The organism is Actinoallomurus soli, from assembly GCF_024055715.1.
Taxonomy (GTDB): domain Bacteria; phylum Actinomycetota; class Actinomycetes; order Streptosporangiales; family Streptosporangiaceae; genus Actinoallomurus; species Actinoallomurus soli.
In genome coordinates this window covers 45,085-64,678 of the sequence record NZ_JAMXMV010000003.1, presented here as the reverse complement: position 1 = coordinate 64,678, position 19,594 = coordinate 45,085, and the positions used below count along the sequence as shown (strand labels likewise).

Annotated in this window: 18 protein-coding genes; 10 read left to right on the top strand and 8 right to left on the bottom strand. The window is 72.7% G+C overall.

Annotated features, from left to right (window positions below):
• The first annotated feature begins 178 nt into the window (after positions 1–178).
• Entirely contained in the window at positions 179–3,202 is a 3,024-nt protein-coding gene (locus tag NDW01_RS09475; RefSeq protein WP_252818886.1) for a sacsin N-terminal ATP-binding-like domain-containing protein, read from the top strand.
• Between the two features lie 114 nt (positions 3,203–3,316).
• Here the strand turns inward: NDW01_RS09475 and NDW01_RS09470 are convergent, their stop codons facing one another.
• A complete protein-coding gene (locus NDW01_RS09470; RefSeq protein WP_252818884.1) occupies positions 3,317–3,919 on the bottom strand; it encodes a TetR/AcrR family transcriptional regulator in 603 nt (200 codons plus the stop codon).
• Positions 3,920–4,008: 89 nt separating this feature from the next.
• Here NDW01_RS09470 and NDW01_RS09465 point away from each other — a divergent pair, with 89 nt between their 5' ends.
• Positions 4,009–4,854, top strand: coding sequence for an NAD(P)H-binding protein (locus NDW01_RS09465; protein WP_252818882.1), 846 nt, complete (start codon positions 4,009–4,011; stop codon positions 4,852–4,854).
• Positions 4,855–4,901: 47 nt separating this feature from the next.
• Here NDW01_RS09465 and NDW01_RS09460 read toward each other — a convergent pair whose 3' ends face one another.
• A complete protein-coding gene (locus tag NDW01_RS09460; protein WP_252778050.1) occupies positions 4,902–5,153 on the bottom strand; it encodes a DUF2530 domain-containing protein in 252 nt (83 codons plus the stop codon).
• Positions 5,154–5,545: 392 nt separating this feature from the next.
• Here NDW01_RS09460 and NDW01_RS09455 point away from each other — a divergent pair, with 392 nt between their 5' ends.
• The 5 genes from NDW01_RS09455 (at position 5,546) to NDW01_RS09435 (ending at position 9,222) form a co-directional block, all read left to right on the top strand.
• Positions 5,546–5,902: a MarR family transcriptional regulator gene (locus NDW01_RS09455; RefSeq protein WP_406566956.1), complete on the top strand. Its 357-nt coding sequence runs from the start codon at positions 5,546–5,548 to the stop codon at positions 5,900–5,902.
• The gene (locus NDW01_RS09450; RefSeq protein ID WP_252819834.1) at positions 5,899–7,143 is read left to right on the top strand and encodes an MFS transporter; all 1,245 of its coding nucleotides are present in this window, start codon (positions 5,899–5,901) and stop codon (positions 7,141–7,143) included. The genes NDW01_RS09455 and NDW01_RS09450 overlap by 4 nt, the downstream gene beginning before the upstream one ends.
• A 59-nt stretch (positions 7,144–7,202) precedes the next feature.
• Positions 7,203–7,742 (top strand): RNA 2',3'-cyclic phosphodiesterase, encoded by a 540-nt coding sequence (gene thpR, locus NDW01_RS09445; protein ID WP_252818880.1) that lies wholly within the window; start codon positions 7,203–7,205, stop codon positions 7,740–7,742.
• A gap of 133 nt (positions 7,743–7,875) precedes the next feature.
• Positions 7,876–8,187 carry a hypothetical protein gene (locus NDW01_RS09440; RefSeq protein ID WP_252818878.1) on the top strand — a complete coding sequence of 104 codons (312 nt, stop codon included), beginning with the start codon at positions 7,876–7,878 and terminating at the stop codon, positions 8,185–8,187.
• A gap of 9 nt (positions 8,188–8,196) precedes the next feature.
• Positions 8,197–9,222, top strand: coding sequence for a C40 family peptidase (locus NDW01_RS09435; RefSeq protein WP_252818876.1), 1,026 nt, complete (start codon positions 8,197–8,199; stop codon positions 9,220–9,222).
• Here NDW01_RS09435 and NDW01_RS09430 read toward each other — a convergent pair.
• The 6 genes from NDW01_RS09430 to recD2 form a co-directional block, all read right to left on the bottom strand.
• Positions 9,177–9,593: a hypothetical protein gene (locus tag NDW01_RS09430; RefSeq protein WP_252818874.1), complete on the bottom strand. Its 417-nt coding sequence runs from the start codon at positions 9,591–9,593 to the stop codon at positions 9,177–9,179. The genes NDW01_RS09435 and NDW01_RS09430 overlap by 46 nt on opposite strands.
• Positions 9,590–10,156, bottom strand: coding sequence for a TetR/AcrR family transcriptional regulator (locus NDW01_RS09425; RefSeq protein WP_252818872.1), 567 nt, complete (start codon positions 10,154–10,156; stop codon positions 9,590–9,592). Before NDW01_RS09425 ends, NDW01_RS09430 begins: the two co-directional genes overlap by 4 nt.
• Before the next feature lie 700 nt (positions 10,157–10,856).
• Positions 10,857–11,696 carry a phosphoribosylaminoimidazolesuccinocarboxamide synthase gene (locus NDW01_RS09420; protein WP_252818870.1) on the bottom strand — a complete coding sequence of 280 codons (840 nt, stop codon included), beginning with the start codon at positions 11,694–11,696 and terminating at the stop codon, positions 10,857–10,859.
• A 262-nt stretch (positions 11,697–11,958) separates the two neighbouring features.
• Positions 11,959–12,699, bottom strand: a complete 741-nt coding sequence (locus tag NDW01_RS09415; RefSeq protein WP_252818868.1) for an SDR family NAD(P)-dependent oxidoreductase — start codon at positions 12,697–12,699, stop codon at positions 11,959–11,961.
• A 41-nt stretch (positions 12,700–12,740) separates the two neighbouring features.
• A complete protein-coding gene (locus NDW01_RS09410) occupies positions 12,741–13,193 on the bottom strand; it encodes a nuclear transport factor 2 family protein (RefSeq protein WP_252818867.1) in 453 nt (150 codons plus the stop codon).
• 251 nt (positions 13,194–13,444) lie between these two features.
• On the bottom strand, positions 13,445–15,700 hold the full coding sequence (gene recD2, locus NDW01_RS09405) for an SF1B family DNA helicase RecD2 (protein ID WP_252818865.1): 2,256 nt from the start codon (positions 15,698–15,700) through the stop codon (positions 13,445–13,447).
• Positions 15,701–15,805: 105 nt separating this feature from the next.
• Here recD2 and NDW01_RS09400 point away from each other — a divergent pair, with 105 nt between their 5' ends.
• The 3 genes from NDW01_RS09400 (at position 15,806) to NDW01_RS09390 (ending at position 19,541) form a co-directional block, all read left to right on the top strand.
• Positions 15,806–16,372, top strand: coding sequence for a Uma2 family endonuclease (locus NDW01_RS09400; RefSeq protein ID WP_252818863.1), 567 nt, complete (start codon positions 15,806–15,808; stop codon positions 16,370–16,372).
• Positions 16,373–16,531: 159 nt separating this feature from the next.
• The gene (locus NDW01_RS09395) at positions 16,532–17,566 is read left to right on the top strand and encodes a hypothetical protein (RefSeq protein WP_252818861.1); all 1,035 of its coding nucleotides are present in this window, start codon (positions 16,532–16,534) and stop codon (positions 17,564–17,566) included.
• A gap of 34 nt (positions 17,567–17,600) precedes the next feature.
• Positions 17,601–19,541: a hypothetical protein gene (locus NDW01_RS09390; RefSeq protein WP_252818859.1), complete on the top strand. Its 1,941-nt coding sequence runs from the start codon at positions 17,601–17,603 to the stop codon at positions 19,539–19,541.
• The last annotated feature ends 53 nt before the right edge of the window (positions 19,542–19,594 follow it).

Genomic DNA, 19,594 nt, shown 5'->3' with positions numbered 1-19,594 from the left:
CGACCGACCGGCCGAGCGTGACCGACCGGCCGAGCGTGACCGACCGGCCGAGCGTGACCGACCGGTCGAGCGTGACCGACCGCGTGTGACCGGTCACCGGGTAGGGGCGGCCGGGCATCGGCGGCCGATCGCAGCCGACCGGCGGCCCGTACGCGGGCGGCCGTTGGAGAGGCAGGACATGGACGACCCGTTCGGCACCACGGCGATCCGGGAGCGGGTGCTCGCCGCCTGGACCGCGTCACCGGCGCGGTTCCGCGAGGACGCCAACGCCGAAGAGGACCACACGCGCGGCGGCTACCGGGACCGGGTGATCGTCGAGCTGGCGCAGAACGCCGCCGACGCCGCCGCCCGCGCCGGTGTCCCCGGCCGGATCCGTTTCGATCTGCGGGACGGCGTCCTGCACGCCGCCAACGCCGGAGCGCCGCTGGACGCCGCCGGGGTCGAGGCGCTGAGCACCCTCCGTGCCTCCGCCAAGCGCGACGACGCCCACGCGGTCGGCCGGTTCGGCGTCGGCTTCGCGGCCGTGGTCGCGGTGAGCGACGAGCCCGTCATCGTCTCCGGCACCGGCCCGGCGATTGCGTGGTCCGCCGAGCGGACCCGCGCGGCCGCCGAGGCGGTGCCCGCCCTCGCCGCCGAGCTGGGCCGTCGCGGCGGCCACGTGCCGGTCCTGCGGCTGCCGTTCGCCGCGCCTGCCCGGCCCGTGCCCGAGGGCTACGACACGCTCGTACGCCTGCCGCTGCGCGACGCGGACGCCGAGGCGCTGGTCCGGCGGCTGCTGGCGGAGACCGGTCCGGCCCTCCTGCTGTCCCTGCCGGCCCTCGCCGAGATCACGATCGACGTGGACGGCGACGTCCGTACGCTCCGCGCGACCTGGGACGGCCCGGCGGAGGGGGCCGTGACCGGCGCGGTGACCGTGAACGGCACGACTTGGCGCACCGCCGAGGCCCACGGCACGGTGACGGCGGAGCTGCTGGCGGACCGGCCGGTCGAGGAACGGCCGTACTGGCAGGTGCGCTGGGCGATCGCCGACGAGCCGCTGCCGGACGACGTGCCGGCCGTCGTGCACGCGCCCACGCCCAGCGACGAGCCGCTGGGGCTGCCCGCGCTGCTCATCGCGTCCTTCCCCCTGGCCCCCGACCGGCGGCACGTCGCCCCCGGTCCGCTGACCGACTTCCTGGTCGAGCGCGCGGCGGAGGCGTACACCGCCCTCCTGCCGCCGACGCCGCGTCTCCTCGATCTCGTGCCCGGCCCGGTCGCCAAGGGCGAGCTGGACGCCCGGATCCGCCGCGCCATCCTGGGCCGCCTTCCCGACCTGCCGCTCCTGCCCGTCGCCGAGGACACGCGCGCCGCAGCGTACGCCGGCCTCGGCGGAGCGCCGGGCGAGGTGAGCGGAGAGCGGATCGACCCGCGCCGCGAGCCCGGTCGCCTGGGCGGTGAGCAGGGTGGCCTGGATGGTGGTGCGCCGGGTGGCCTGGGCGGTGAGCCGGTTCGGGTTCGGGGGCGGGACGCGGTGGTGGTCGACGGGCCCGCGGCGCTGCCCGGCGTGCTGTCGGAGGTCGTGCCCGGTCTGCTGCCCGCCGGGTGGCCGGCGCGCCATCCCGCCCTCGCCGCGCTCGGCGTCCGCCGCCTGAGCCTCGCCGACGTCGCCGACGCGCTCGCCGGGCTGGACCGCGAGCCCGCCTGGTGGCGGCGGCTGTACGCCGCGCTGGACGGCGCCGACCGGGACGCGCTCGCCGGGTTGCCCGTGCCCCTCGCCGACGGCCGTACCATCCGCGGGCCGCGCGGCCTTCTCGTCACCGACCCGGAGGGCCTGGACGCGCTCGGCCTGCGCGTCGTCCACCCGGAGGCGGCGCACCCGCTCCTGCTGCGGCTCGGCGCGGTCGAGGCGGGCCCGCGGGCGGTGCTCACCGACGCGGCGACGCGCGCGGCGGTCGCCGCGTCGTACGACGAGGAGGACCCCGAGCCGATCTGGCACGCCGTCCTCACCCTCGTCCGCCGCGCCCACCTGAGGCCGGGCGAGGAGCCGTGGCTGGCCGAGCTGGTGCTGCCGGGCGACGACGGCGAGCCGTACCCCGCCGGAGAGCTGCTGCTGCCGGGCGCGCCGCTGGCCGAGGTGATCGCCGACGACGCCCCCTTCGGGGTCGCGGACGCCGGCCTGGTCGAGCGGTACGGCGCGGAGGTGCTGGAGGCCGCCGGGGTGCTGCGGACGTTCGCGCTGGTCCGGGCCGAGGACGTCATCGAGCCGGAGTTCCATCTCGACGACGAGGAGCTGTGGGCGGAGGGCTTCGGCGCGGGCTACGTGATCCCGGAGTTCACCGCGGTCCGTGACCTGGAGTTCGTCGCCGACTGGGAGGGGGCGTTCCGGCTGCTGGCCGAGCCGGACCTGCGGGCCGCCGTCGTCGAACCGGCCCGCGTCGTGCTCGCCGACGGCCGCCAGGTCGACGCCTCCTCCTACACCGCGTGGTGGCTGCGGCGGCATCCCGTCCTGAACGGCCGGCGCCCCGATGAGCTGTGCCTGGGCGAGGACCTGGCCGACCTGTACGACCCGGCGCCGCCGGGCCTGGACCCGGGGATCGCCGCGGCGCTCGGCGTGCGCACCACCGTGGCGGCACTGCTCGCCGAGCCGGACGGCCCGGCCGAGCTCCTCGACCGCCTGGCGGACCCGGCCCGTACGGTCTCCAGGGAGCGGCTGCGCGCCCTGTGGGCGGCGCTGGCCGAGACGGACCTGGACGTCGAGCCGCCGGATCACGTACGGGCCCTGGTGAACGGCGAGCCGGAGATCGTTCCGGCCGAGGACGTCATCGTCGTCGACCGTCCCGACCTGCTGCCGCTGCTGCGCGGCCAGCCGCTGCTGTTCGTGCCGCCCCACGTCGCCGAGCTGCTGGACCTGGCCCTGGGCGGCGACGAGGTCCCCGGCGTGATCGGGTCGGCGGGGGAGGAGCGCCCGGTGCCGGACGCGGCGCGCGCGGTGCTGCCCGAGGCGCCCGCCTCGTACGTCCATCACGATCGACTGATCGTGGACGGCCAGGAGGTCCCCTGGTGGTACGCCGACGGGATCGTGCACGCGAGCGGCCCGGCGGGCCTGGCGCGCGGCCTGGCCTGGGCCTGCGACCGCTGGCCGGATCGCCTGCTCGCCGAGGCCGTCCTGCGCGAACCGGGCAACCTGCCCGACCTCCTCGCCGAGGAGGACCTCGGCGGGTGAACCGCACCCACGATTACGATCGTGTAGCGGGGTAGGAACTCGGTGTAGGCGGGAACGGCATCTCAGGCGGCCGTTCCCGCCCTCTCGTAGATCGCCGAAGGCGGGTCGTCGCGGTCAGGAGCCGTCGCGGGCGGCGGTGACCGTGTCGAGCCAGCGGATCAGGCGGTTCCCTTCGCGGACCATGATGTCGGGGTCGCGCAGGGCGTTGGCCAGCAGTGACATGCCCTGGTACCCGGCGACGAGGGTGAGCGCGAGATCGCCCGGGTCGGGCAGGCCGAGCGCCCGGAACTGGTGCTCCACCCAGTCCAGCAGCAGGCGGATGACACGGCCCGCCTCCTGGTCGAGGGTGCCGTCGGCGCGCTTGTCGAGTTCGACGGCGAGGGTTCCGGTGGGGCAGCCGTAGCGGGCGGCGGTGTCCCGCCGGCCGACCCACGCGTTGACCAGGGCCTTGAGCCGGCTCAGGGGGTCGGGGAGCCCGTCGAGTTCGGTGGTGAGCTCGGCGAGGCTCCCCTCGTGCTCGGCCAGGGCGGCCTGGACGAGCTCGTCCTTGGTCTTGAAGTAGTAGTAGACGTTCCCGACGGGGATGTCGGCGGCCTTGGCGATGTCGGCGATGGTGGTGCGCTCCACGCCCTGCCGGTGAAGGACCTGGGCGGCCGCGGCCGTCAGGCGGCGACGTTTGTCCGTTCCGCGCGCCCGGGACTTCGTTGAGTCAGTCACCCGACTGACTATAGACACCGGTGCTGGAGGGCGTGCTATGGTCACCGAGTCAGTCAGTCAGTCAGCTAACTAACTCTATGGAGATCGACATGATCGTGGTGACAGGCGCGACCGGTAACGTCGGCCGATCCCTCGTGCGGACCCTGGCGGAGGCCGGCGAGCAGGTGCTGGCGACCTCGCGCGGGATCTCGGAGGCCGACGTGCCGCAGGGCGTGCGGCACCGGCGGGCGGACCTGACCGCTCCGGAGGACCTCCGCCCCGTCTTCGACGGCGCCGACGCGCTGTTCCTGCAGAACGGCGGCGCCAGCGCGCACCTGCTCAGCACGCACGACATCCTCGACGCCGCCAAGGCCGGCGGCGTCACGCGCGTGGTGCTGCTGTCCTCCCTGGGCGTCGCGACCCGCCCGGAGTCGCCCTCGCACGGGATGCTGGGGCGGTCCATCGAGGACGCTCTGCGGCAGTCGGGCATGGACTGGACGATCCTGCGGCCCGGTGGTTTCAACTCCAACGCCTACGCCTGGGCAGAGTCCGTCCGCACCCGCCGGGCCGTCGCCGCGCCGTTCGGCGACGTGGGCCTGCCGACGATCGACCCGGCCGACATCGCCGAGGTCGCCGCCGCCGCCCTGCGCGAGGACGGTCACGGCGGGCAGGTCTACGAGCTGACCGGGCCCGCGCCCGTCACCCCCCGGCAGCAGGCCGAGGCGATCGGCGACGCGCTCGGCGAGCCCGTCGGGTTCATCGAGCAGACCCGCGACGAGGCCTTCGCGCAGATGCTGGGGTTCATGCCCGAGCCGGTCGCCGAGACGACCCTCGCCATCCTCGGCGAGCCGACTCCCGGGGAGCGGCGCGTCAGCCCCGACGTCGAGCGCGTCCTCGGCCGCGCGCCGCGCACCTTCGCGGACTGGGCCCGCCGCAACGTCGCGGCCTTCCGCTGAACGGGGGACTCCCGCGGTAGGCCCCGATCGTCACCGATCGTCACCGATCAGGAGCCGGACGCGTGGCGGCGGGCGGCGGCGGCCTCGCGGGCCCGCTGCAGACGCGGGATGTACCAGCAGCCGAAGACGCCCATCGCGAAGCCCGTCGCGCAGACCCAGCGCCACCAGTGGTCGCGGGCGGGCAGCGGGACGAGCAGGAGCACGATGAACGCCACGGCGAACGCCGCCGCGCCGACGGCGGCGGTCAGAACGTCGTTGGTCTTGATCGGTTCCGGGACGTGACGCCGCTCGGGACTCATGCCAGTCAGCGTAACCGGCCTCGATGATCACGGCGATCGTCAGGGCCGGTGCGCGTGGCGGCGCGCGTGTTCGGGGGGACTCGGTGGAGTTCCTGCCGGTTTTGTCGGGTCCTGGGCTGTTGCGTGGTGATCTGGTGCGTTACCTTCCGGGCAGGTGCTCGCCGGGGGCGGTTCGTCGACGGCCGGGCTCGGTGATCGTGGCACGTTGTGCCGTTCTCCGGGAGGAGGGCAGAGTCGTTCGCTTTGCTAACGAGATTGCGGAATACGAGACATGCGCGTATCGTTAGCAAGAGTAATGACTCATGCTAAAGAACATGCCAACTTCAGAGACCAGAAGCCGTGCGGGACTGGCAGCCGCCCTGCGCGTCTCCGTAAGCAGACTGTCACGACGGATGCGCGCTCAGGCGGGGCAGTCCCTGAGTGTCACCCAACTCGCCGCGCTCGGCGCCGTTTCGCGACACGCCGCACTGACCCCCGGGGAGCTGGCGGAGCACGAGAAGGTGCAACCGCCCTCGATGACCCGAGTGATCGCGGCGCTGGAGGAGCGGGGCCTGCTGACGCGCAGTCCGCATCCGACGGACCGGCGTCAGGTCATCCTGAGCGTGACGGAGGAGGGCGAGCGGCTCCTGAAGGAGGAGCGGCGCCGCAAGGAGGCGTGGCTGGCCCAGCGTCTGGCGGAGCTGACTCCCGAGGAGCAGGAGATCCTGCGCCAGGCGGCGCCGATCCTGGAACGCCTCAGCAAGGTCTGAGCCTCTTCCGGTCGCTGCGCAACCGCAACTACCGCCTGTTCGCATCCGGTCAGGTCGTCTCCAACACCGGCACCTGGATGCAGCGGGTCGCGCAGGACTGGCTGGTCCTCGACCTGACCCACGGCAGCGGCGCGGCGCTCGGCATCACCACCGGCCTGCAGTTCCTGCCGCTGCTGCTGTTCGGGCTGTACGGCGGCGTGCTGGCCGACCGGTACCGCAAGCGGCGCGTGCTCATGGTCACCCAGGCGGTGATGGGCACGCTCGCCCTGGGCCTCGGCATCCTCGCGGTCACCGGCACCGCCCAGGTCTGGCACGTCTACGCCCTGGCGTTCGGCCTCGGCCTGGCCACCGTCGTGGACAACCCGACCCGACAGACCTTCGCGGTCGAGATGGTGGGGCCCGCCGACCTCTCCAACGCGATCGCGCTGAACAGCGCCATCTTCAACATGGCGCGCATCCTCGGCCCGGCCGTCGCCGGCGTGCTGATCGCCGCCATCGGCACCGGCCCGGTCTTCCTCGTCAACGCCGGATCCTTCGGCGCCGTGCTGCTCGGCCTCTACCTCATGCGCGAGGAGGAGCTCCACCTCAAGGCGCCGGTTCCCCGGGCCAAGGGCCAGCTGCGCGAGGGGCTGCGCTACGTCCGGCAGCGCCGCGACCTGGTCATGGTGCTGCTCATGGTGCTGTTCGTCGCGGCGTTCGGCATGAACTTCCAGATGACCACCGCGCTGATGAGCCGCCAGGTGTTCCACAGCGGCGCGTCGTCGTTCGGCCTGGCCTCGACCGCGCTCGCCGTCGGCGCGCTGTCGGGCTCGCTGCTTGCCGCCCGCCGCAGGAACCTGCGGATGCGGCTCCTGTTCGCCGCCGCGACGGCCTTCGCCGTCCTGGAGATCGCGACCGGCCTGATGCCGGACTACATCTCCTTCCTCGTCCTGCTGGTGCCCACGGGCATGGCGCTGCTGACCTTCAACACGGCCGCGAACGCCGTGATGCAGCTCAGCGTCCCGGCGGAGATGCGGGGCCGGGTCATGGGCCTGTACATGCTCGTGTTCGCGGGCAGCTCGCCGATCGGCTCACCGCTCATCGGCTGGCTGGCCGAAGTCTTCGGGGCACGCTCGAGCCTGATCATCGGCGGCGTCGTGTCCCTCGTGGCCGTCCTCGGGGTCATCGCCGTCATGGCGCCACGACCGGCCCTCGACGCCGTACGGGGCGCCCGGCTGCGCGAGCTCCTCGCGACGCGATAGCCGAGCCGGTACGGGCGCGGGCAGGGCTGACGCGCGCGGCGAGGTGAGAGGCTGGCTCTGTGAGGCTCTTCGTCGCGCTGCTGCCCCCGGCGAACGTACTCGACGAGGTGGAGGCCGCCTTCGCCCCGCACCGCGCCGCCCACCCGGACCTGCGGTGGACGCGCCGGCCGTCCTGGCACGTGACGCTCGCGTTCTACGGCGAGGTCGACGAGCGGGTCGTGCCGCGCCTCCTGCCCCGGCTCGAACGAGCCGCGGGGCGGCATCCGCGCCGGGAACTGGCGTTCGCGGGGGCGGGCGCCTTCCCGCGCCCCGCCTCCGCGCGGGTGCTGTGGACCGGTGTCGAGGCCGACCTGCGCCGCCTCGCCGACTCCTGCGCCGCGGCCGCGCGCCGTGAGGGCGTCGACGTGGACGAGCACAAGCGCTTCCACCCGCACCTGACGATGGCCCGCGCCCGCGATCCGCTGGACCTGCGCTCCCTCGTGGCCGAACTTCGCGGCTACGAGGGCAGCCCGTGGACGGCCGAGGAGATCCACCTCGTCCGCAGCCACCTGGGCCCCCGGGCCCGCTACGAGACCCTCGGCGCCTGGCCGCTGGCGTGAGCCGTACAGGTAGCGCCGCGGCCGTCGTCTCCAGCGCGGCCGGCATCGGCAGAAAGATTGTTATCCGCCGGGATGACGCGCGATAGTGAGATCAGTAAGGGACGGCTCGGACCGAACCAACCACGGGGTCGACATGGACGAACAGCCACTCGACGTGACGTTCGACGCGCTGCGGCTGGCGGCGCGGGACGCCCGAGAGGCCGCCGAGATACTGGCCGGAAAGCTCGACGCGCACCTTCCGCCCTGCAACCACCATCCGGGATGGGCGACCAACGCCGCACTGAACGCCTGCACCTCGGCCTGGGCGATCCATCTCAACGGGCACGTCGAGGAGAGCCACGACGTCGGCCGGCGATTCCACCAGACGCACGCCTCCTACTCCACGACCGAGGACCTGGGGCGTAGAAGAGCGCAAAGCGCCGCGCCGCCCGCCGAGCAGGTCTGAGGGGACGCGATGGGCTCGGACGTCACGTACCAGGAGCTGCTGACCGCGCAACCGGAGATGTGGAAGGACAGCGCGGAGGGCTGGAACAAGTGGTCGACCGCCGTCCACGAACACTCCCACAGCCTCGCGTCGATCACGACGACGGTCGCCGAGGGCTGGGACGGACTCGCGTCGAGCGAGGCCCACTCGTTTGTGACCGCGGCCCACGTACGGGCGGCGAACTCCGCCACCGCCCTGCGCCGGGTGGAGGCGTGCCTGAAGGAGGCCTACGCGACGTTCGCGCGGGCGCACAACACCCTGATCTCACTCCGCGACCAGGCGGAGGGCCTCGGATTCCAGGTTCGCTCCGACGGGACGATCACCGATCCTCACAACGTCCTCTCGCGGGTCGACGGCCGGCGTCTGACGACTCTGATCAAGCGGAGGGACCAGCTGCAGAAGGCCATCCGCCAAGTGGTGGCGGGGGCCAAGGCGGCCGACGAGAAGGTCGCGTCCACGCTGAACGGCCTGATGCCGCCGCGCACCACCACCCTCGCCAGCGCGCCCAACGGCGGGTCGCCGAACCCGGGCACCTCGTACGCTCCGCCCGCCCCGGTCGACTACGGGCATTCACCCGGCGACATCCCGGTGCCGCCGAACGCCTTGAGCAATGCGCCGAACCCCCGGGCCAAGGCCGTCCTGGACTACGCGCTCAAACAACTCGGCGATCCTTACGTCTACGGCGCGGCGGGCCCGAACGCCTTCGACTGCTCGGGCCTGACCTCCCAGGCCTACCACGCCGCCGGGATCGACATCCCCCGGACCGCCGACCGCCAGTGGGCGGCCGGTCCCCGCATCCCCGACGGCCAGGAGCAGCCCGGCGACCTCGTCTACTTCCACATGGGCAGCACCGGCCCCGGTCACGTGGGCATCGTGCTCGACCCGGCGAAGGGCACCATGATCGTGGCGCCGCACACCGGGGACCACGTCAAGATCGAGAGCTACAAGAACTATCCGGGCGGATACGTCGGCTTCACCCGCCCGGGCGTGCGCTGACGCCGCCTCTGTAGGAGACGGAACAGCGCGACCCCGGCGATCAGTAAGAGCAGGCCGCCGGCCAGCAGGGGCCACGGGTCCAGCAGCCCCTCGGTGCAGGCGCTCCCGCCGTCGGCCGAGACGGTGCAGTGGGTGCCGGGGCCCTGCCGGTTGAGGTACGTGAGCAGGAACAGCGGCAGGCTCGCACTGGAGACCAGGCCGGGCAGGCCCCGCTGGGTGTCCCGGCGCGTGGCCAGCGCGACGGTGCCCACCATGGTGACGGGCAGGATGAAGATCCCTATCGACAGGATGCTCAGGAGGCCGAGGAGGTAGCAGGCCCCGATCAGGAGCCAGCCGGCGAACATCAGCCGGTCGCGCGTGTTGCCGGTCATGTCTTCTTCTTTCGTCGGAAGATGTCGAGCACGGAGGCGACCTTCCCGGCGCGGTCGAACAGGGACAGGGCGGGCTCGCGTTCCCCTTCGAGGTTGGCGAGCATTTCCAGCCCCAGGTACAGGGCCACGACCGCGTGGGCGAGTTCCTCAGGCGGGAGCAGTCGCGCGGCCGGGGAGCCTGCGAGCGCGTCCCGGATGCTGTCGGCGGCGAACGCGCGCCAGGGGCGGATGCGGGCGGCGACCTCGGGGCCGAGCCCGGGGGTGAACTGCGCGGCGGCGATCATCTCGACGAGCACGGTCACGTGCCCGTGGTCCAGGTCCTCGTCGAACACCGCCCTGGCGGCCCGGACCAGGTCAGCGAGGTTCTCGGACTCCTCCACCATCGCCTGATAACGCTCGTGGCGGGCCCGGCTGACGGCGTCCAGCGCGGCCAGGTGCAGCTTGGCCACGGAACCGAAGTGGTAAAAGATCAGCGCCTGGTTGCAGCCCGCACGCTGGGCGATCTCCCGCGCACTGGCCCCGGCGAAACCCCGCTCCCGCAGCGCCGCGACGGCCCCTTCCACCAGCGCCGCGCGCGTCTCTGCCGAGCTGGGACTCCCGGACGGCCCGACAGACCGCCTTCCACCGGCTCTGGCCATGCCACTCCCCAACCCATTGAGCGCTCGATTTGAGCAACTGCTCAAAAGGTACGGACTGCCGGATCTAGTGGCAAGAGGCCGGGCCCCGCGACAACGGTTCCGACGGCTCTCCGGGCACGCTCCTGGCCACCACCGCCACGTTCGTCGTCGCCGGTGGCCATCGCCTATGCACCACGGGCGATGCCTTCGCCGAGCATCCGGTACGACCTCGCGCGGCCCCGCGAGGAGATAACGGGCACTCTCCGCAACGCGGCACGCGGGGGTGCCTGTCGTCTTCCAGCGCCGTCTACTCAGGGGAGAATTTGTCTCCTCTGAGCAGACGGCACGAGAAACGACGCCCCACCTGGCGGGCGGACCGTTCTGCCCGACCGGTGCCGGCCGTACCGTTCCCTCGCGCGGCGCAGTCACAGATCGACCAGCACATGATTCGCCGGAAACGCCCTACCTAGGTCGAGCGGCTAAGGCGGCGCTCCGCTCCCGAAGGGCTCGGTCGGCGCTCGTCGCCCGGCGGCTGGAGCGCCGCTCCGTGCCCGGAGAGGCTCACCGGGCACTTCGCGCTTGGAGGGCCCCAGGCGGCGCTTCGCGTCCGGAGAAGCTCAGCTGGGCGCACCGCGTCCAGAGCGGGTCAGGCGGTGCTCCACGTCCGGCCGGTGAGCTTCTCGAACAGCTCGATGTAGCGGGCTCGGGTCGCGGCGACGATGTCGTCCGGGATCGGCGGGCCGGGCGGGGTGCGGTCCCAGTCGGTGATCGTCGCCGACCAGTCGCGGACGAACTGCTTGTCCAGGGAGTGCTGAGGGCGGCCCGGCTCCCACTCGTCCGCCGGCCAGAACCGGGAGGAGTCGGACGTCAGCACCTCGTCGGCCAGCACCAGCGTGCCGTCCGGCGCGCGGCCGAACTCCAGCTTCGTGTCGGCGATGATGATGCCGCGCTCGGCGGCCACGTCGGCCCCGCGCCGGTAGATCTCCAGGGTCGCGTCGCGGAGCCGCTCGGCGGTCTCCGCGCCGATCTCCCGGGCGACCTCGTCGTACGTGATGAACTCGTCGTGCCCGGACGTCGCCTTCGTGGTGGGCGTGAACACCGGCTCCGGTAGCCGCGACGCCTCGACGAGCCCCGACGGGAGCGGCACTCCGGACACCGTCCCCTGCTTCTGGTACTCCTTCAGGCCCAGGCCGACCAGGTAGCCGCGGGCGATGAACTCGACCGGCAGCATCTCCAGCCGGCGGCAGCGGATCGCCCGCCCGGCCCACTCCTCCGGGACGTCGTCGGCGGAGATCACGTGGTTGGGCATGACGTCCGCGAGCCGCTCGAACCACCACAGCGACAGCTGCGTCAGGATCTTCCCCTTGTCGGGGATGGGCGTCGGGAGCACGACGTCGTACACGCTCACCCGGTCGGTAGCGACGAGGATCAGGTCGTCGCCGTCCGCGTACACGTCGCGGACCTTGCCCGAATGCACCAGCTCCATGTGCTCTCACAATCTCACCCGCGGCCCCGCTCGGGCCGACTCACCCGCTAATCAGAACGTATCGGTTCAGCAGGCGATCGGCCCGGGCGGGGAGGCGGCGACGCCCGTCTCCTGTCGGGTGGGCCGCCGGACGCGGCGGCGCCCGGCCGCCGCACCGGACGCGCCGATGCTCGGCTGCTGCGCTGGATGGCGCCGATCGCGGGGACGACCGTCTCCCGCGCTGGGGCATGCCGTCGCGGCGACGTCCGGTTTCTCCGGCGGGTCAGGCCGCGTGGCCGCCGTCGATCGCGAGTGCGGCGCCGGTGACGTAGCCGGCCTCGTCGCCGGCGAGGTAGGCGACCATGCCGGCGATCTCATCGGGGCTGCCGAAACGGCCGACGGCGGTGAGCGCCCGCTGGCCCTCGGCGAACGGGCCGTCCGAGGGGTTCATGTCGGTGTCGACCGCGCCACAGTGCAGCGCGTTCACCGTGATGCCGCGCCCGCCGAGGTCGCGGGCCAGGCCCTTGGTGAGGCCGACCAGCGCCGACTTGCTCATGGCGTACACGCTCATCCCCGGCCCGGGCACGTGCGCGCTCAGGCCGCTGCCGATGCTGATGATCCGGCCGCCGTCGCCGAGGTGCCGGGCCGCCGCCTGTGAGGCGAGGAACACCCCCCGGACGTTCACGGCGAGCGCCTGGTCGACCTGGTCCAGCGAGAGGTCCTCCAGGGGGCCGATCACCCCGATTCCCGCGTTGTTCACCAGGACGTCGAGGCGGCCGAGCTCGGCCGCGACCCGGTCCACGGCCGCCACGACCGCCTGCGGGTCCGCGGCGTCCGCCTGCACGGCCATGCCGCGCCGGCCCGTGGCCTCGATCTTCGTCACGACCTGCTGGGCCTGCTCGCCGGAGTGGACATAGGTGATCGCGACGTCGGCGCCCTCCTGAGCGAGGCGGTAGGCGACCGCCGCGCCGATGCCGCGGCTGCCGCCGGTGACCAGCGCGACCTTGCCGGTGAGATGAGACATGATGATCCTCTTTCTGTTCCTGGTGAGTGGGGGAGCCGACGTCATGCCGTGACGCCGGTGGACACGGCCGTCCGCAGGGTTGCGCCGATCGCGGCGGTGTCCCAGTAGAAGGGCCGGATCTCCGCGATGAGGAGATCGCGAACGGTGAACACCTGGAGCACCGTGGTCTCGATCGACCGGCCGGTGTCGCGTGCGGTCAGGCGGCCGTGGTTGGAGACGATCGCGGTGTCGCCGTCCGTCCACTGCCGCCGTTCGAGGAACTCGAGCGACCGCCAGGCCCGGCTCATCGCGGCCATGAAGCGCTCCATGCCGTCGTGGCCGCGCCACACGCCGCCGTAGGGCAGCGTCGGAGCCTGGTGCATCACGACCTCGGGGTGGAGATGCGCGGCCATGCCGCCGAAGTCGGCGACGCCCGGGCCGCCCGCGGAGATGTAGTCGGCCTCCGCCGCGAAGAACTCGTCGAGCACGGTGCGGACGTCGCCGGGAGCGCTCATCGGGATCCGGCCCCTTCCTTGTCGCGTCAGCGCTCGCGCACCCCCGTGGTGCACCGTTGTGCGCTGTCGCACCAAGAACCCCGGTCGGCCGGGATCGGTTGCGCCGTCGACCCGCGGAGGCGCGCCCGAAGCCCGGTGTAGGGGCGCTGACCGGTGGCGATACGTCGGGAAGACCCTGGTCCGGTGGCTCCTTCCCCGAGCGTTCTGCTCAACTCCGGTCCGGAACGTCCACCTGCGCGTAAGACCGCGCGTCAGCCGTCGGTTCGGAGGCGGTGGTCCAGGGCGGTGTGGCGGCGTCCGGCGCCCGCCGTGCGGACGGCGGCGGCCAGGGCCCGGGGGGACCCGGCCAGCACGACGAGCTTCTTGGCGCGGGTGACGGCGGTGTACAGCAGGTTCCGCTGCAGCATCATCCAGGAACCGGTCGTGAGCGGGATGACCACGGCCGGATACTCGCTGCCCTGCGAGCGGTGGATCGTCACGGCGTACGCGTGGGCGAGCTCGTCCAGCTCGCCGAAGTCGTAGTCGACGCTCTCGTCCTCGTCGGTCAGCACGGTCAGCGTCTGCTCCTCCAGGGACAGGCCGGTCACCACGCCCACGGTGCCGTTGAACACCCCGGCGTCGCCCTTGTCGTAGTTGTTCCGCAGCTGGGTGACCTTGTCGCCGACGCGGAACACCCGCCCGCCGTACCTCCGCTCGGGGCGTCCGTCGTGGTGCGGCGTGAGGGCCTCCTGAAGCAGGATGTTGAGGTTGCCCGCGCCGGCCGGGCCGCGGTGCATCGGCGCGAGGACCTGCACATCACGGCGCGGGTCGAGCCCGAACCTGCGCGGGATCCGCTGCGCCACGATGTCCACGGTGAGCTCCGCGGTCGCCTCGGCCTCCTCGCACGGGAACAGGAAGAAGTCCGGGAAGCCGCGCGTCTGCGGGTGCTGTCCCGCGTTGATCCGGTGCGCGTTCACCACGATCCCGGACTGCTGCGCCTGCCGGAAGATCTTGGTGAGGCGTACGCGGGGGATCGCGTCGGCGGCGAGGAGATCGCGCAGCACCTCTCCGGCGCCCACGGACGGGAGCTGGTCGACGTCCCCGACGAGCAGGAGGTGCGCCCCGCGCGGGATCGCCTTGACCAGCTTGTTCGCGAGGATCACGTCGATCATGGAGGACTCGTCGACGACGACCAGGTCGGCGTCGAGCGGGTTGTCGCGGTCGAACTTCGGGTCCCCGCCGGGCTGCAACTGCAGCAGCCGGTGCACGGTCGCCGCCTCGTGACCGGTCAGCTCGGCCAGCCGCTTGGCCGCCCGCCCCGTGGGCGCGACCAGCACGACCTTCGCCCGCTTGGCCCGTGCCAGCTCGACGACGGACCGTACGGTGAAGCTCTTCCCGCAGCCGGGGCCACCGGTGAGCACGGCGACCTTCTCGGTCAGCGCCAGGCGTACGGCGTCCTCCTGCTCGGGCGCTAGGGGGGTCCCGGTCCGCTGCCGCAGCCAGCCGAGCGCCTTGTCCCAGTCGACGTCGTGGAACCCGGGCAGCCGGTCCGTGCCGGCGCGCAGCAGTTCGAGCAGCCCCGTGGCGAGGGAGCGTTCGGCGCGCTGGAAGGGCGGCAGGTAGACCGCCGGAATGTCACCGTTCTCGACCGTGACCCGCTCGCGGATGACCTCTTCGGCCGCGACCGCCTCCTCCAGGCACGGGCGGACCAGCTCGCGCGGCACCTCCAGGATCTTGGTCGCCTCGGTGACGAGGTTGGGTTCGGGTAGGTAACAGTGCCCGTTGTCGGCCGCCTGGGACAGCGTGTACGCCAGGCCCGCCTTGATCCGCTCCGGGCTGTCGTGCGGGATGCCGACCGCCTGCGCGATCGTGTCGGCGGTCTTGAACCCGATGCCCCACACGTCCGCGGCCAGGCGGTACGGCTCCTTCCGTACGACCGAGATCGACTCGTCCCCGTACTGCTTGTAGATCCGTACGGCCAGGGACGTCGACACGCCGTGCCCCTGCAGGAAGACCATCACCTCCTTGATGGCCTTCTGCTCCTCCCACGCGGCGGCGATGCGTCCCGACCGCTTCGGCCCCAGGCCGTACACCTCGACCAGGCGCTCGGGCTCCTCCTCGATCACCCGCAGGATGTCGGTGCCGAAGTGCTCGACCATCCGGTCCGCCATCACCGGCCCGATCCCCTTGATCAGGCCGGACCCGAGGTACTTGCGGATGCCCTGCACGGTCGCGGGCAGCACGGTCGTGTACGAGACCGCCTCGAACTGCCGGCCGTACTTCGGATGCGAGGTCCACCGCCCCGTCAGCCGCAGGCTCTCCCCGACCTGCGCGCCCAGCAGCGGTCCCACGACCGTGAGCAGGTCCGCGCCGGTACGGGGTGTTTCACCCCCGTGGCTACGCCCCGCCGCCCCCGATGGGGCGACCCGCGCGACGGTGTACCCGGTCTCCTCGCTGGCGAAGGTGATCCGCTCGAGCACGGCCTCCAGCACCCGGGTCCCCGGAGGCGCCGCCTGTGCGTCCGTCACCCGGTCATACTGCCCCAGATCAACGACAGATCAGGCGGTCTCCCCACACGATCAATGAGGATCGAACTACGCTGAGTTTCGCAACCAGGTGGGAGAGGACGCACAGTGTCGCTATCGTTCACGGAGAGTCACGGTCATTGGACCGTTGACGCTCTCCGCCGACTGCCGGAGGACGAGCTCCACCGGTACGAAATAGACGATGGTGTCCTGATCGTGAGCCCCCGCCCAGCATCCCCCCATCAGGTGGCGTCCCTGCAGCTCGCCATGGCCCTGCACGGTCCCGCAAGAGCCACCGGTCTGGCGGTGGTTCAGGAGGTCGAGGTCGTCACGCATCGGCGGGACGACTGGCTGAAGGTGCCGGACCTGGTCGTGGTGAGCCTCGACGCCCTGCAGTCCGAGCCGCAGGAGTACGAGGCGGCCGACGTGATGCTGGCTGTGGAGATCAGTGGGAACAGGCAGAGCCGCAACCGCGACTTCGGCGAAAAGCTCGAGGCCTATGCCGAGGCGGGCATTCCGCACTACTGGATCGCCGAGCTCTCCCCCAGCCCGAGGCTGACCGTCTTCGAGTTGGCCGACGCCGGAGCGTATCGAGAGGTCGTCGTGTCGGAGGGGCCGGTGAAGCTGACGCAGCCGTTCGCCGTGGAGGTGGACCCGGCCCGGTTCCGGGACTAGTAGGGGCGCCGGCCGCGAGCCCGGCCGGCTCGGGGCGGGGGCTGCTCGACTCTCGAGCCGGAGCGCATAGGCTCGGCGTGTGAACCGTGCTCCTCGATGGCTGTTGCCGACCGTTCTGGCCGCGCTGGTTTTCGCCGTCGTGCTGGGCACGCTGCTCCATTGAGGCGGCCGCGCCGGGGCGGGTTCCCCGGTGGATCGACGCGGGCCGGGGGCGTGCCGTCACGTACGCTCGCCGCCTTCCTCGCCGTGGGCGGGCCGCTCGTGTGGGCCGCGCCCGCGCGGGCCGACGCGCGGGCGGTCGCCGAGGGCGCCGAGCAGCTGTGCACGATCGACGATCCGCGCATCGACGAGTCCAGCGGGCTGGCCGCGAGCCGCCGCCATCCGGGCATCGTCTACACCTTCAACGACTCGGGCGGCACGCCGCGGCTGTTCGCGCTCGGCACGGACGACTGCCGGGTCCGGGCGGCGATCACGCTCGGCGGGGCGCGCAACCGTGACTGGGAGGCGATGGCGATCGGCGGGGACGGCGCCCTGTACGTCGGCGACATCGGCGACAACCTCAAGGACCAGCCGTACTCCACCGTCTACCGCATCCCGGAGCCGAGGACGATCCGCACGCAGACGGTGCGGGCCACCGCGTACCGGATCAAGTTCGAGGACGGGCCGCACAACGCCGAGACCCTGCTGATCGACCCGCGGACGAACCGGCTCTACGTCGCGAGCAAGGAGTTCGGCGGGTCGCTGTACGAGGGGCCGAAGAGGCTCAGCGCGAGCGGCTACAACGTCATGCACCACGTCGGTGACGCCCCGTTGTACGCGACCGACGGGGCGTACGCCCCCGACGGGCGGACATTCGTCATCCGCGGCTACTGGGACGCCGAGATCTACACCGCCCCCGGCAAGGAGCTGACCGGGGTGAAGGTCCCGGACCAGAAGCTCGGCGAGGGGATCACCTACACCGCCGACGGCAGGTCGCTGCTGTTCAGTTCCGAGGGTGTACGGCAGCCGCTGTGGCGGGAACCGGTGCCCAAGGAGGCGCTGCCGAAGCCGACGCCGAGGCCGAAGGGGCGTGCGACGTCCACGAGCGGGTCCGGCGGCGGAATGAAGACGGGCCACCGGACGCTGGGACTGGTGGTCGTCGGGGCGCTCGCCCTGGCCGGTGTTGTGGTGTTCGCTCGCAGACGAGCGTCATGACGAATGGGACGGTGACGTGTCACGATCTCTACTCGTGGACCTCGAGCTGATCGGCCTTCGGGCCCCCGTGCGGCGGTCGCGTCCTGTCGCCCCCGGCCCGTTCGCGCTGTTGTCCCTGCTGGTCGCCCTGTTGCCGATCTCGAACCCCGCCGTGTGGACGGGCGCCATCGTCGCCTGCAACGCGATGCCGTGGCTGCTGGGCCTGCGGGCGCGCCGTACCGGCGTCTGGCGGCTGTCCGCCGCGGGCCTCGAACGCCTCGCGGCCGACGGCTCGGTGGCCGAGGCGTACGAACGTGACCGGATCGAGGAGTTCACGGTCACGGCGGACGACGGGGTCCTGACGGTCTTCCACAAGTTCGGCTCGACCACGGCCGGCACCCTCACGGACATGGGCTTCGACCCGCTGACGTTCTACATGACGGCCCGCAGGCTCGGCATCACCACGCACGTCATCGACGGCGACCGTTCGGTGTTCGACGAGGGCGACCTGCCGTCGGAGGAGGACGCGCCGCGCGCGCTCGGCCGCCGCGCCGAGCAGCGCCTGCGCGACCAGGAGGCGACGCTGCTGGCCGTCGCGCACGAGCCGCACCCGGCCGTCCAGACCACGCCCGCCACGCTCGGCAACACGGTCACGGGCCGGCGCCGGGCGGTGGCGCTCGGGTTCCTCCTCGCGCTGCTGGCCCTGACGATGATCGCCCGGATCGCCCTCGAAGGCACGCCGGGCCTCGGCGACCGGGTCATGGGCGGCCTGTGGGCGGTCGTCGGCGCGGTCGCGGTGCTGGGAGCCCGCCGTCGGCGGCTGACGAGTGCCCCGCTGTCCTGGTCGATCACGCCGACGGAGCTGCGCGTCCGGCACGCCACGGTCGCCGAGTGGCGGGTCCGCGCCGACCACGTCGCCGCCGTCGTCGTCGGCCCGGGCACGGCCGTCGACCCCGTGTCGGGCACGCTGACCGGACGCCACACCGTCGCGACCGTGTTCGGGCACCGGCTGCAGGTCCTGGCGCGGCTCCCCGCCGAGGGCCTGGACGCCTTCCAGCTCACGCACGCGCTCAGCGAGCGCGGCTACCAGGTCGTCACGCCCGACCAGGGCGTGCGCAGGCCGTCGCAGTACGGCCTCGCCGGGCTGCCGGACATCTTCGCGCGCGTGCCCGGCGGCCGCCTCGTCGTCGACGAGGACGGGATCGGCTGGGCCGACGGCGCGGGCGACGTGATCCTGCGGATGCCGCGCGACCGCATCGGCGGCATGGAGCTCCTCACCGTCGACGGCCACGCCTGGCTGCGCATGTACGACGACGACGGCGACGAGTTCCTCGCCGCGCCGCTGTCGATGCTGCGGATCTCCCGTACGGACCTGCGCGAGGCGGCGCGGCGGATGCGGCTGCCGATCACCGACGCGGAGTACGACGCGTACGTCAACGCGGCGTTCCACGGCTCCATGACCCGCATCGAGGCCGCCCTCGAACCGGAGCTCACCGCCATGGCGGACGAGACGGGAACGCTGCCGCCTCCCGTCCAGCTCGACGTGCCCCGGCGCACCCGCGTGCTCGCGTACGCGGTCACCGCGACGCTCTGCGAGCTCGTCGCGGTCCTCGGGTCGATCTGGCTGCGCGGCGACCTCGGCGGATTCTGGACCGCGCTGTCGTGGTCCGCGCCGACCGGGCTGGTCCTCGGGCTCGCGGGCACGTGGCTGTACGACCGCAACCGTCCGCAACTCCGCGTCTCCGCCTCGGGCATCTCCTCGGTGACGCGCCTCGGACGGACCGAATGGAGCGTGACACGACAAGCGCTCGGCGGTGTCGGCATCGACGAGTCCGAGGCGCCGCGCCTGGTCGTGTGGAGCCCGGTGGGCCGGGTCCTGCGGCGGGTGTCCTTCCCACCGGACCTGGCCGAGCTGCGGCGCGCCTGCGAGCGCCACGGCCTGCCCTGGGGCCCGCCCGACGCCGGCCACGCCGCCGCCCCACCGCCCGAGCTGTAACCCGTCCTCACCCGACCTTCGAGAGCTCCCCGGCGCTCGACCCGGCCGCACCG